This is a genomic window from Microbispora sitophila, from assembly GCF_014892245.1.
GTDB lineage: Bacteria > Actinomycetota > Actinomycetes > Streptosporangiales > Streptosporangiaceae > Microbispora > Microbispora siamensis.
In genome coordinates, this window is sequence record NZ_JADBGC010000031.1 from 42,510 (window position 1) to 54,761 (window position 12,252).

Annotated in this window: 13 protein-coding genes; 9 read left to right on the forward strand and 4 right to left on the reverse strand. The window is 71.5% G+C overall.

From position 1 onward, the window contains the following. The first annotated feature begins 113 nt into the window (after positions 1–113). Positions 114–1,319, forward strand: coding sequence for a lytic transglycosylase domain-containing protein (locus tag IL992_RS39140; protein ID WP_319019107.1), 1,206 nt, complete (start codon positions 114–116; stop codon positions 1,317–1,319). A 52-nt stretch (positions 1,320–1,371) separates the two neighbouring features. On the opposite strand, the gene IL992_RS39145 is transcribed toward IL992_RS39140, so the two are convergent. Then, positions 1,372–2,358: a ferrochelatase gene (locus tag IL992_RS39145; protein WP_193208357.1), complete on the reverse strand. Its 987-nt coding sequence runs from the start codon at positions 2,356–2,358 to the stop codon at positions 1,372–1,374. A gap of 117 nt (positions 2,359–2,475) precedes the next feature. On the opposite strand from IL992_RS39145, the gene IL992_RS39150 reads away from it, so the two are divergent. Together IL992_RS39150 and IL992_RS39155 are read left to right on the forward strand one after the other, a co-directional pair. Continuing rightward, positions 2,476–4,419: a S9 family peptidase gene (locus IL992_RS39150; RefSeq protein WP_193208404.1), complete on the forward strand. Its 1,944-nt coding sequence runs from the start codon at positions 2,476–2,478 to the stop codon at positions 4,417–4,419. A gap of 112 nt (positions 4,420–4,531) precedes the next feature. Then, complete coding sequence (locus IL992_RS39155) at positions 4,532–5,353, forward strand: inositol monophosphatase family protein (protein ID WP_193208358.1); 822 nt, start codon at positions 4,532–4,534, stop codon at positions 5,351–5,353. A gap of 133 nt (positions 5,354–5,486) precedes the next feature. Here the strand turns inward: IL992_RS39155 and IL992_RS39160 are convergent, their stop codons facing one another. After that, entirely contained in the window at positions 5,487–5,774 is a 288-nt protein-coding gene (locus IL992_RS39160; protein ID WP_193208359.1) for a DUF2795 domain-containing protein, read from the reverse strand. Positions 5,775–5,964: 190 nt separating this feature from the next. Here IL992_RS39160 and IL992_RS39165 point away from each other — a divergent pair, with 190 nt between their 5' ends. Then, positions 5,965–6,141 (forward strand): hypothetical protein, encoded by a 177-nt coding sequence (locus IL992_RS39165; protein WP_193208360.1) that lies wholly within the window; start codon positions 5,965–5,967, stop codon positions 6,139–6,141. A gap of 214 nt (positions 6,142–6,355) precedes the next feature. Here the strand turns inward: IL992_RS39165 and IL992_RS39170 are convergent, their stop codons facing one another. After that, on the reverse strand, positions 6,356–6,520 hold the full coding sequence (locus IL992_RS39170) for a hypothetical protein (RefSeq protein ID WP_179155445.1): 165 nt from the start codon (positions 6,518–6,520) through the stop codon (positions 6,356–6,358). Positions 6,521–6,761: 241 nt separating this feature from the next. Here IL992_RS39170 and IL992_RS39175 point away from each other — a divergent pair, with 241 nt between their 5' ends. The 5 genes from IL992_RS39175 (at position 6,762) to IL992_RS39195 (ending at position 11,905) form a co-directional block, all read left to right on the forward strand. Beyond that, on the forward strand, positions 6,762–7,415 hold the full coding sequence (locus IL992_RS39175) for a response regulator transcription factor (protein WP_079319347.1): 654 nt from the start codon (positions 6,762–6,764) through the stop codon (positions 7,413–7,415). A 39-nt stretch (positions 7,416–7,454) separates the two neighbouring features. Continuing rightward, entirely contained in the window at positions 7,455–8,909 is a 1,455-nt protein-coding gene (locus IL992_RS39180) for a sensor histidine kinase (RefSeq protein WP_319019108.1), read from the forward strand. A gap of 258 nt (positions 8,910–9,167) precedes the next feature. Further along, positions 9,168–9,467, forward strand: coding sequence for a DUF4193 domain-containing protein (locus tag IL992_RS39185; protein ID WP_030505490.1), 300 nt, complete (start codon positions 9,168–9,170; stop codon positions 9,465–9,467). A 19-nt stretch (positions 9,468–9,486) separates the two neighbouring features. Next, positions 9,487–10,239 (forward strand): hypothetical protein, encoded by a 753-nt coding sequence (locus tag IL992_RS39190; RefSeq protein WP_319019109.1) that lies wholly within the window; start codon positions 9,487–9,489, stop codon positions 10,237–10,239. A gap of 268 nt (positions 10,240–10,507) precedes the next feature. After that, on the forward strand, positions 10,508–11,905 hold the full coding sequence (locus tag IL992_RS39195; RefSeq protein WP_193208361.1) for an alpha,alpha-trehalose-phosphate synthase (UDP-forming): 1,398 nt from the start codon (positions 10,508–10,510) through the stop codon (positions 11,903–11,905). On the opposite strand, the gene IL992_RS39200 is transcribed toward IL992_RS39195, so the two are convergent. Beyond that, positions 11,895–12,212, reverse strand: coding sequence for a DUF4235 domain-containing protein (locus tag IL992_RS39200; protein WP_225898017.1), 318 nt, complete (start codon positions 12,210–12,212; stop codon positions 11,895–11,897). The two genes, IL992_RS39195 and IL992_RS39200, sit on opposite strands and share 11 nt — an antisense overlap. Between the last annotated feature and the right edge of the window lie 40 nt (positions 12,213–12,252).

A 12,252-nucleotide genomic window follows, 5' to 3' on the forward strand; every position in this document is an offset into this window, starting at 1 on the left:
GCGGTCCCGGGAGACCCCGGGACACGCGGACGGTGTTTGTCTCCGGTTTGACCATCGCCTACCCGCATATCATGAGGCAAGTGATTTTCCGCGTCGGGGGTGGAGGGGCTGAGGTGAGGTCGTCCGCTCATTCCGCCTCCACCCGGCTCCGCCCGCTCGTGACGGGCCTCGCGGTCGTGATCCTGAGCGTCATCGCCGCGGGCACCGCCTTCCTGGTCACCTGGCCGGGTGACGGCGCGCTGGCGGCCGGCGGCGGCCGGGCGGAGACGGACCGGACGCGGGCGGACAACCCGCTTCCGGCCGCGCGGGCGACGGCGGGAAGCCTCGTGCCCGACCGCACGCTGCCGTCGAGCGCACCCGTCGTCGGCGGGCCCGGCGTGCAGGTCACGCTGCCGCACCTCCTGGCGATCTCCCCGAAGCAGGTGCCGCAGAGCACCCTGTTGAAGATCGCCAAGCTGCGGCACGTGCAGAAGGTGGCGGTCGCCGACGGCGGCGCGGTGCACGTGTCCGGCACGGCCCTGCGGCTGCTCGCGGTCGACCCGGCCAAGTTCCGCTCGTGGACGCCGAAGAACGTGGCCGACCATCCGGAGGTGTGGAGCGCGCTCGCGCGGGGCGAGATGGTCGCCGACGCGGCCACGATCAAACGTCTCGGCATGCTGCTCGGCGCGGAGTACCAGATCGACCGGGGCCCCAGGCTGCGCGTCGCGGCCTCGGCCTCGCTCGGGCTGCCCGGCGTGGACGGCCTGGTCAGCCAGGACCTGGGCCGCAGGCTCGGCTTTCCCAGCGGTGTCGTGGTGCTGGTCCACGGCGACCCGGGCAAGGTGAGCGACAAGGCGGTCGCGCGCCTGCTCGGCAAGGGCGCGCAGGTCGTGCGGGTCGGCCAGGCCGCCGTCCGGCCGCGGGCCGCGGCCACGCCGGGGCAGGCCCTGGTGGGACGGCCCACGAGCTACCTGGACCTCTACCAGCGGTCCGCCACCGTCTGCCCCGGCCTCTCCTGGACCGTCCTCGCCGCCATCGGCCAGGTGGAGAGCAGCCACGGCCGCAACAACGGCCCCTCGTCCGCGGGGGCGCTCGGGCCGATGCAGTTCATGCCCGCCACATGGAAGGCGTACGGCGTGGACGGCGACGGCGACGGCGAGGCGGACATCTGGAGTCCCTACGACGCGGTGCCGTCGGCCGCCAAATACCTGTGTGCCAACGGGGCCGGCGCCGGCGGTGACAAGCTCAGGAAGGCCGTGTGGTTCTACAACCACTCCTGGGACTACGTGAACAAGGTCCTGTCGCTCGCGGAGGCGTACGCCCGCGCGTACGCCTCCTGACGGGGGAGGCCCGGCCCGCGACGGCGGGTCCCGCCGTGCCGCTACGGCGCCGTTACCGGTCCGGCCGCGCGGCGGGCCGTACGGGCGCCGGGCAGCAGGTGGCCGCGCACGGCGCGGGCTCGGGCTCGGCGAGCAGTTCGGCCACCATCGACACGAACCGCGGGTGGGTGCCCGCGGTCGAGGCCCTGGTGAGGGCCATGCCGAGCTTCTCGGCCGTGGCCGCGGCCTCCACGTCGAGGTCGTAGACGACCTCCATGTGGTCGGAGACGAAACCGATGGGCACCAGGACGGCCGACCGCACCCCCTCGGCGTGCAGCGCCTCCAGGTGGTCGCAGACGTCGGGCTCCAGCCAGGGCACCTGCGGCGGGCCGCTGCGGCTCTGCCAGACCAGATCCCAGGCCCGCCCCTCGTCCACGTGTCCGGTCACCAGTTCGGCGGCCCGCCTGAGCTGGGCCTCGTACGCGCCCCCCGCCGGCCCCGCCGTGCGGGCCATGGAGACGGGGATGCTGTGCGCGGTGAACACGAGGCGGGCCTGCTCGCGGGCGTCGGCGGGCAGCCGGCCGAGGGCCTCGCGGGTGTGGTCGGCCATCGCCGCGATGAACCCGGGGTGGTCGTAGTAGTGGCGGAGCTTGACGATCTCGGGGGCGCCGGGGACGGCGGCGCGGGCACGGGCGATGTCGTCGAGATACTGCCGGCAGCTCGAGTAGGAGCTGTAGGCCGCGGTGACGAAGGCCGCCGCCTTGCGGACGCCGTCCTCCTTCATCCGCCGGACCGTGTCCTCGAGGAACGGGTGCCAGTTGCGGTTGCCCCAGTAGACCGGCAGGTCCACGTCGAGCGCGGCGATCAGGTCGCGGCACTGCTGGTTGATCGGGCTGACCCCGCCGAACCCCTGGTAGTGCGCCTCGACCTCCAGCAGCCGCTCGCGCGGCACGCCCCGGCCGCGCACGACGTTCTCCAGGAACGGCATGACGTCCTCGGGCTTCTCCGGCCCCCCGAAGGAGACGACGAGCAGGGCGTCGTATCCGTTGCTGCTCCCCATGCGCCACACCTTACGCGGACGGTGCGACGGTTCCGTCCGCGCCTATATGGCTTGGGAGGTGCGTGCGTCAGCGAGTAGGTTCGAGCGGTGAGCCAATTTCCGGACATCCGCGAATACATGGCCCTGCCGCGCGTGAACGCCCTGCGGCTGTCGCCCGACGGGACCCGGCTCGTGTCCGTGGTCCAGTCGCTGAACCCCGACGGCAAGTCGTACGGCACCGCGCTGTGGGAGATCCCCCAGGACCCCGGAGGCGAGCCCCGCCGGCTGACCCGGTCGGCGAAGGGGGAGGCCGGGGCCGAGTTCGCCTCCGACGGGACCCTGTTCTTCGTCTCCCGGCGGCCCGACGAGACGGCCAAGGAGAGCGGCGGCGACACCGCCGCCCTGTGGCTGCTGCCCGAGCGCGGCGAGCCGGTGCGCGTCGCCACCCGCCCCGGCGGCATCGGCGGCGTACGGGCGGCGGGCGGCGTGGTCGTCTACACCTCCGAGGTGCTGCCCGGCGACGCCGCCACCGAGGAGGATCGCCGCAAGGCCCGCGAGGAGGCCGGGGTCAGCGCGATCCTGCACGAGGGCTACCCGGTGCGCTACTGGGACCACGACCTCGGCCCGGCGGAGACGCGGTTCTTCACCGGCCGTGCCGTACGCGAGGGCCTGGAGGACGTGCGCGACCTCACGCCCGGGTCGGGCGGCGGGCTGCGCGACGCCTCGTTCGACCTGACGCCCGACGGTTCGTCCGTGATCAGCAGCTGGCAGGTGTTCCTGCCGAACGGGGACGTCCGTACGGACCTGGTCGCGATCGACGTCGCGGACGGGTCGCGGCGCACGATCGCGACGTCCGAGGAGCACGACTTCGCCGGGCCGGTGAAGGTGTCGCCCGACGGGCGGCGGGTCGCCTGCGTACGGGAGCGGCACGGCACCGAGGAGACGCCGGTCGCGCTCGACCTGTGGGTGATCGACCTGGCCACCGGTGAAGGGCGCGCGGTCGCCGAGGAGGTCTTCCCCGCCTCGGTCGCGTGGGCGCCCTCCTCACGGGAGCTGTTCTTCGCCGCCGACCACCGGGGCCGCCGGCCGATCTTCCGCGCCACCCTGGACGGCGCGGTCAGCAGGCTGACCTCGGACGACGGCGCGTACGCCGAGCTGTGCCCGGCCCCCGACGGCTCGGTCTACGCCCTGCGAGGCGCGATCGACTCGCCGCCGCGGCCGGTGCGGATCGCGGCCGACGGCTCGGTGACGACACTGCCCTCGCCCACGCCGCCGCTGGACCTGCCCGGCACGCTGACCGAGGTGACCGCGACGGCCGAGGACGGGACCGAGATCCGGGGCTGGCTGGTCGTCCCCGCGGACGCGAGCGCCGAGGACCCGGCGCCGTTCCTGCTGTGGATCCACGGCGGCCCGCTGTCGAGCTGGAATGACTGGAACTGGCGCTGGAGCCCCTGGATCATGGCCAGGCACGGCTACGCGGTGCTGCTGCCCGACCCCTGCCTGTCCACCGGGTACGGCCAGGACATGATCAAGCGGGGCTGGGGCGACTGGGGGCCGGTGACCCACGCCGACCTCATGGCGATCACCGACGAGTGCCTCAAGCGGCCGGAGATCGACGAGCAGCGGACGGCGGCGATGGGCGGCTCGTTCGGCGGCTACATGGCCAACTGGGTCGCCGGGCACACCGACCGGTTCCAGGCCATCGTGACGCACGCCTCGCTGTGGAACCTGGACCAGTTCGCGGGCACCACCGACGGCGCGAACTACTGGCAGCGGGAGTTCGGCGCCCTCGGGTCCGCCCGCTACGCCCGGCTGTCGCCCCACCGGTGGCTCGGCGAGATAAGGACGCCGATGCTGGTGATCCACGGCGACAAGGACTACCGCGTGCCGATCGGCGAGGGTCTGCGGCTGTGGTGGGACCTCCAGCGCTCGGGGGTCGAGTCGAAGTTCCTCTACTTCCCCGACGAGAACCACTGGGTGCTCAAGCCCGGCAACGGTATCGCCTGGTACGAGACCGTTCTGGCCTTCCTCGCGCAGCACGTCCTGGGCGAGGAGTGGACCCGCCCGCCGTCCCTGAGCTGACCGTTGGATGGCGGTACATCCTGGTTTGGGAGGATGTCATCCGTGCGGCCGACGCCCGAGCCGGGCGCCGGCCGCTTCGGTGTGAGCACGTACGAGGAGGGGGCAGGCCAGGATGGACGAGCGGGAGTACCGGCATGACCGCACGCGGGTGGAGGAGCTGCTGGAGCTGGCGGCCGGCATAGCGGAGGAGGCCGGCCAGATGCTCCTCGCCAAGCGGCCCGCGCGGCCCGAGGTGCTCGCCACCAAGTCGAGCCCCACCGACGTCGTCACCGCGCTCGACCGGGCCGCGGAGGAACTGATCCGCGGCAGGATCGCCGAGGCCAGGCCACACGACGCGATCCTCGGCGAGGAGGGCGGCGACACCCCCGGCGAGGGCGGCGTCCGGTGGGTCGTCGACCCCATCGACGGCACGGTCAACTTCCTGTACGGCCTGCCGGACTGGGCGGTCAGCATCGGCGTCGAGGTGGACGGCGAGATCGTCGCCGGAGCGGTGCACAACGTGCCCCGCGGCGAGTTGTTCACCGCGTCGAAGGGCGGCGGCGCCTGGCTGAGGGGTGAGCGGCTGACCTGCAACACCGGCGTCCCGCTGGCCAAGGCCCTCGTCGCCACCGGGTTCGGCTACGCGGCCGGGCGGCGCCGGGTGCAGGCCGAGGTGCTGGCGCAGGTGGTGCCACAGGTCAGGGACATCCGGCGCGGCGGCTCGTGCGCGGTCGATCTCTGCTCCGTCGCCGCGGGCCGGGTCGACGCCTACTACGAGCGCGGCACCAACTACTGGGACCACGCGGCGGCGGGCCTGATCGCCGTGGAGGCCGGGGCCCGCATCGGCGGCCTGAACGGCAGGCCGGTCAGCCCCGACATGGCGCTGTGCGCGGCCCCGGGGCTCTTCGAGGAACTGCACGACCTGCTCGTCCCCCTCGACCCCGAGCGCGACTGACGCGCCCGCTTGGGCCGCCCCTCCTCGGCCGCGTACCCGACGGGCGATGGAGGGGCGGCCCGCCCGGTCCAGCGGGTGGCCGTTCGGTCAGCCGCGCTGCTTCCTGTTGGCTAGTCGCGCTGCGCCGTGCTGTTCAGTCGCGCTGCTCCCTGCCGCCGAGGCCGAACTCCCGAGCGACGTCCTCGACGTTGGCGAAGGTCCGGTCCGGCAGCGCACGCAGGGCGGACAGCACCCCGTCCGGCGCCGACTCGGACTCGGCGCGGGCCAGCAGGTCCTGCCGGCTCGCCGGGAAGACGTGCGTTCCGCTGATCCACCGCGCGAGATCGCTGCGGCTGTCCACCTCCTGCCTGCTCAGGCCCTCCGGCGAGCCCGGCTCGTGCTCCTGGGCGGGCCGGTCGCGTTCGATGCCGCCCTGTTCCATGGCGATCCACCTCTCGTAGTTGCGTGACGCTGCGGAGACGACGGCTCTACCCGCCCCCTTGACGGCAAACCCGCCGCCTCCCCGCGGCCGCACTCACCTGCGCGAATTCGCCGCGGCCCGGCCCGCATGCCCTCTCGGCTCCTGGGTACGCGGCGCGAGGAGGCCGAAGCGACACGGAAGGAGCGCCGACATGGCGATGCCGGAGGAGAGCGCGCCCAAGACCGACCAGAACGACGCTGCCCTGTCCCAGCAGGCCGCGCCCGCCCGGCCGGAGGACACCCGGCCGGAGCCGGAGGACACCGAGATGGCCGCCAAGCTCAAGGAGGCCATGTCCGAGGCCGACGTGGACCGCGACGACTTCGGGTGACGCCGGTGACGGATCGTCGGGGCGGACCGCGGAGTGAGGAGCAGACCACGACGGCCCAGGGCCGGAGACGGACCGCGCGGCTTCGACTCAGGGCGGTCGATCACCCGCACGTCGCAGTCGCCGTGAATTCACGTGGAGTTCGCGCTGACTTCGCCCGGTGCACAGGCGAGGGGGCCCGCCGCACGGCGGGCCCCCTCGTCAGTGTCGGTTCCGGTTAGCGCTGGATGGAAATGCCGTGATCCTCGGCGAGGCGGTGCAGGTCCTCGATCTCGGCGGTGAGGGTGTCGGCGAGGAAGTCGTCCCCGCTCGTGGTGGCCTCTTCAAGACCCTTGTAGGCCTGGTCGAGCCTGGTTTCGATCGTGGTCGTGAACTCGCCCATCTCACCTTCTTTCTCAGGGGGCGAAACGTGTCACGGGGGCTCCGGCGCGGATCCTGCGGAGAGGCGCGCCCTTCCCCGGCACACGACAATGGAGGGTGTCCGAGGCCTTACCCATGTCCGGACCGACCGCAAACCTGTGAATTTCTGTGCTCTACGTCACGTAGAGCGCCGGAACCGCTTACCAGCGGCTTACGTCGAATATGGCCACAATGAGGGGCGTCGTACCAGCTAGGAGGACTTGATGCGCGTGCTTGTGGTGGAGGACGAGCGGGTGCTCGCGGACGCGATCGCCACCGGACTCCGCCGGGAGGCGATGGCCGTGGACGTCGCCTACGACGGCGCCGCCGCCTTGGAGAAGACCGGCTACATCGACTACGACGTGATCGTGCTCGACCGCGACCTGCCCAAGGTGCACGGCGACGAGGTGGCCCGCCGCCTGGTCGCCCAGCGATCGGCCTCGCGGATCATCATGCTCACGGCCGCGGGCGACGTGGATGACAAGGTCGAGGGCCTGGAGCTGGGCGCCGACGACTACCTGGCCAAGCCGTTCGTGTTCATGGAACTCGTGGCCCGGGTGCGCGCGCTCGGCCGCAGGTCCGCGCCGCCGCTGCCGCCCGTGCTCGAACGCGCCGGCGTCCGGCTCGACCCCGGCAGGCGTCAGGTGACGAGGGACGGGGTCGAGGTCCACCTCACCAAGAAGGAGTTCGCGGTGCTGGAGGAGCTGATGCGGGCCGAGGGCGCCGTCGTCAGCCAGGAGGACCTGCTCGACAAGGCGTGGGACGAGAACATCGACCCGTTCACCAACGTGGTCAGGGTGACCATGATGACCTTGCGCAAGAAGCTGGGCGATCCGCCGGTCATCGAGACCGTGCCCGGTGTCGGATACCGGCTGTGACGACCCACGCCGCCGCCACGTCCCGGGAGAGGGGGCCCTGTGACCGAACCGCGTGACGCCTCCGAGAGGGGGACGCCCCGGATCCTCCCGCCGCCCGGCGAATCGGACACCGCCACGACCTCGCCGGACGTGGCGGCTCCGGCCGGCGGCCAGGCCCCGGCGGCTCCCACGCGCCGGATGTCGAACCCGATGGGCACCGGCCCCTATCGCAGCCAGGTGCCGCCGCCGCCCAGCGGGCCGCCCGCCTGGGACGGCCCGCCGCCCCTGGTCGCCCACCCCGTGCAGCGGGGCACCCTGCTCAACGAGATCAAGTCGCTGCAGAACCGCGTCAGCATCCGCTGGCGCCTGACCCTCACGTACGCCGCGCTGGTCTTCGTCGCCGGCGCGCTGCTGGTGCTGGTCATGTACGTGCTGATCGGCCAGGCGATCGACATCGGCTGGCAGAGTGCGCCGCAGATCATCTTCCCGCGCGGGAGCGTGCCGCAGGAGTGGATCGACGAGGTCAACCACCAGTTCGCCCAGTCGCAGGCGGAGGTCACCGCGGTGGCGCGGGCCGAGCTGCTGAAGCGGGCGCTGCTGGCGCTGCTGGGTGTGGGGATCCTGGCGCTGATGCTGGGATACGTCGTGGCGGACCGGGCGCTGCGGCCCGTCATCAAGATGACGGCGACCGCGCGGAAGCTCTCGGAGACCTCGCTCGCCCACGAGCGCATCGACCTCCAGGGCCCCGACGACGAGCTGAAGGAGCTGGCCGACACCTTCGACGCGATGCTCACCCGGCTCAACACCGCCTTCGACGCGCAGCGGAGGTTCGTGGACAACGCCTCCCACGAGCTGCGGACGCCACTGGCGATCAACCGTACGGTGCTGGAGGTGGCCCTGTCCGACCCCGAGGCGTCGGACGATCTCAAAGTGCTCGGGCGCACGCTCCTGGGCACCACCGCACGCAACGAGCGGCTGATCGAGGGCCTGCTGCTGCTCGCCCGCAGCGAGCGCGAGCTGTCGGTGCGAAAGCCCGTGGACGTCCAGGAGGTCGCCAGGACGGCGGTGGAGCAACTGGCCCCCTACGCCGAGGAAGAGGGTGTCACGGTCGAGCACGACCTCCACCCGGCGGCCACGACGGGCGACCCCGTTCTCATCGAACGCTGTGTCTCCAACCTCGTCGAGAACGGCATCAAGCACAATCTCGGAGAGTCCGGAAAAGTATGGGTCCGGACGGGAATTGTCGACGGGGGTGCGGTTGTTCAGGTCGCGAACACGGGACCGCACGTTCCCGCGTACGAGGTGGAGAGCCTGTTCGAGCCGTTCCGGCGGCTGAATGCCGATCGGGTTCAGTCCGCCAAGGGCGCGGGTCTCGGCCTGTCCATCGTGCGCGCGATCGTCCGCGCGCATGGCGGAACGGTCGCCGCCGTCCCCCGCGACGGGGGTGGTCTCGTGGTGACGGTGCGTCTGTCCGGAGCCGGGGCATCTCCGGGGACGCCGCAGTCGGCGCGCTGATGGAGCGTGCGCGCCGCACATGTGGTTGGATGTGCCGTCGAACGCGGTGGGGATACCGCCGATACTGTGGTTTTCGCCATATTTGGCTAACCGCAGCCCCCGGCGGGACGCCCCTCGCGTGTCGGAAGGTTCAGTGTTCGTTCAAGCGGGTACCGAATGCACAATTTACCGGCCCCCGCGGGCACAACACCGGCCTTCCGAGCGTTATCCACGCGCGACACAGGCGCAGGCAGATAGATGAGGGGGATGGAGTAGCAGATGGCTACCGACTACGACAGCCCGCGTAAGACCGACGACGACCTCAACGAGGACAGCCTTCAGGAACTCCAGGCGCGTAGGAGCGACAAGTCGTCGGGCAGCATCGACATCGACGAGACCGATCTGGCCGAGTCGCTGGAGTTGCCGGGGGCGGATCTGTCGAACGAGGAGCTCTCGCTGCGGGTGATTCCTCGGCAGGCCGACGAATTCACCTGCTCGCGGTGCTTCCTGGTGCACCACCGCAGCCAGCTGGCCTCGGAGAAGAACGGCCAGCAGGTTTGCCGCGAGTGCGCCGCCTAGGAGACCCTTGGGAGGGTCCGTGACTTCAGCAGCGGATGAATCAAACAACGAGGTGGCCGACCTTGTCGGCAAACTCGTCGCCCCTGAGGAGACGGACGGGGCCGAGCGGCGTCGGCTGCTCGGCCGCCTCAGCGGGGCCTTGGCAAGGTCCGCCAGGAAGGCACGCGAACGGGGAGTCGGCCGGGGCCGATGGCTGGCCGACGTCTTCATGAACATCGCCCCGCGGTTACCGATCAGGGACTACGAGACGCTGCGGGAACACCACTACGGGCTCACCGGCGAGCAGCTCGCCGACGACCTCGTCCGCACCGCCGCGAAGGCGACGACGGCGGTCGGCGCGGTCGGCGGAGCGCTCGCCGCGGCCGAGTTCGCCGCCCCGCCGCTCCTGCTGTCCGCGCCCGCTCAGATCGTGGCGGAGACGCTGGTCGTCGCGGCCATCGAAGTGAAACTCCTCGCCGAACTGCACGAGGTGTACGGCGTGCAGGTCCCCGGCAACGGCACCCAGAGGGCGACCGCGTTCGCGCTCGCCTGGTCGAAGCAGCGGGGCGTCAACCCCCTCGCCCCCGGTTCGGCCACGATAGCGCTCGGGACCGCCACCAAGACCGCGCTGCGCAACCGCCTGATGCGCACGCTCGGCCGCCACCTCACCACGCTCGGCCCGTTCCTCACCGGCGCCGTGGCCGGCGGCGCGCTGAACCGGGCCGCCACCAAGAAGCTCGCCGCCGCCGTGCGCGCGGATCTGCGCCGCCAGCGCGCCCTGCCCCCCGGCTGACGCCCCTGCCACCCCGGCTGATCCCCCGTCTTGGTCCTCGGGGGAAGCGCGGCGGTCCTGGTGTCCGTCCCAATCGGCACTCTCCGGCCGTCCTGATCTTCCAGATAGGGAAGTGTCACCGGTTGGTCTAAACCTCTTGCCGACCCCATATGAGCTGCGTGAGATCATTCTCACAGCCACAGGCGTGGATTGTGCACGTTCTTACGGGTATGGGGGTCACTGGTGACTTTCCGTATGGTGGTCACAGGCGACCACCTGGAGGGGATTCATGCGTGGCACCAGCTCTTTTCTGATCGTCGCGAACCGGCTGCCGGTCGATCGCGTGGGCGAGAACGAATGGCGGCGCAGCCCGGGCGGGCTCGTGACCGCCATCGCGCCCGTCATGCAACGTCGTGACGGGGCCTGGCTCGGCTGGACCGGGGCGGCGGGAGAGGAGCTGAAGCCCTTCGACCACGACGGGATGCACCTGATCCCCATCCCGCTGTCCCAGCTCGAGGTCGAGCTGTACTACGAGGGCTTCTCCAACGCCACCCTGTGGCCGCTCTATCACGACGTGGTCGCCACGCCCGTCTACTCGCGCGTGCTCTGGGACGCGTACCGGGCGGTCAACGACCGGTTCGCCCGCGCGGCCGCGGACGCCGCCGCGCCCGGCGCGGTCGTCTGGGTGCAGGACTACCAGCTCCAGCTCGTGCCCGCGATGCTGCGCAAGCTGCGGCCCGATCTGAAGATCGGGTTCTTCCTGCACATCCCGTTCCCGCCGGGCGAGCTGTTCTACCAGCTGCCCTGGCGCAACGAGATCCTCGAAGGACTGCTCGGGGCCGATCTCGTCGGCTTCCAGCGGCCGGGCGGCGCCGCCAACTTCCTGCGCCTGTGCCGCCGCCTCCTCGGCGTGCAGTACCTCCGCAACGAGATCCAGCTCGAAGACCGGACGGTCCGTGCCGAGTCGTTCCCGATCTCGGTCGACTTCGGCGAGCTGGACCAGCTCGTCCGCGAGCCGGGCGTCCAGCAGCGGGCCAAGGAGATCCGCGCCGAGCTGGGCGACCCCGAGCACGTGCTGCTCGGCGTCGACCGCCTCGACTACACCAAGGGCATCGGCCAGCGGCTCAAGGCGTTCGGCGAGCTGCTCGACGACGGCGCGATCAAACCGGACGAGGCGGTCTTCGTACAGGTCGCCACGCCCACCCGCGAGCGGGTCGCCGAGTACATCCGCCTGCGCAACGACATCGAGCTGCGGGTGGGCCGCATCAACGGCGAGCACGGCGTGCTCGGCCGCATGCCGATCTCCTACCTCCACCAGTCGTACAACAAGGAGGAGCTGGCGGCGCTCTACTGCGCGGCCGACGTCATGGTCGTCACGCCGCTGCGCGACGGCATGAACCTCGTCGCCAAGGAGTACGTCGCCTGCCGCCACGACCTGCGCGGGGCGCTCGTGCTGAGCGAGTTCGCCGGGGCGGCCGACGAGCTGCGCCAGGCCTACATGGTCAACCCGTACGACATCGCCGGCATGAAGCGGACGATGCTGGCGGCGATGCGGGCGACCCCGCACGAGCTGGCGCGCCGGATGCGCTCGCTCAGGCGCAGGGTCGCGACCTACGACGTGGACAGGTGGGCCAGCGACTTCCTCACGGCACTGGAGTCCGGGGAACCGGCCGCTCCTAGGGAGTGAGGTCCCGGGCGGCGTCCTTCCAGGAGCGCCACTTCTTCGCCGCCGACCGCGTGACGACGATCCGCGTGATCTCCATGCCCAGGCCCATCACCACGGCGTACGCGATCGCCTCGCCGAGCCCGATGTCGGGGGAGTCGGCGCTCGCCGGCGGCTTCTTGCCGGTCGCCTTCTCCCACGCGAACGACAGCACCTTGCGCGAGCAGAAGCCCACCGCCAGGCCGAGCAGGCCGCCGACGATCCGCCACTGCATGTCGGGCTTGTCCGTCGCGCCGAGTTCGCGCTTGGCCTCCCGAGCCATGTCCGCCATGATTCCTCCTCGATAACGACCTTAGTGTCTCCCCGCGGGG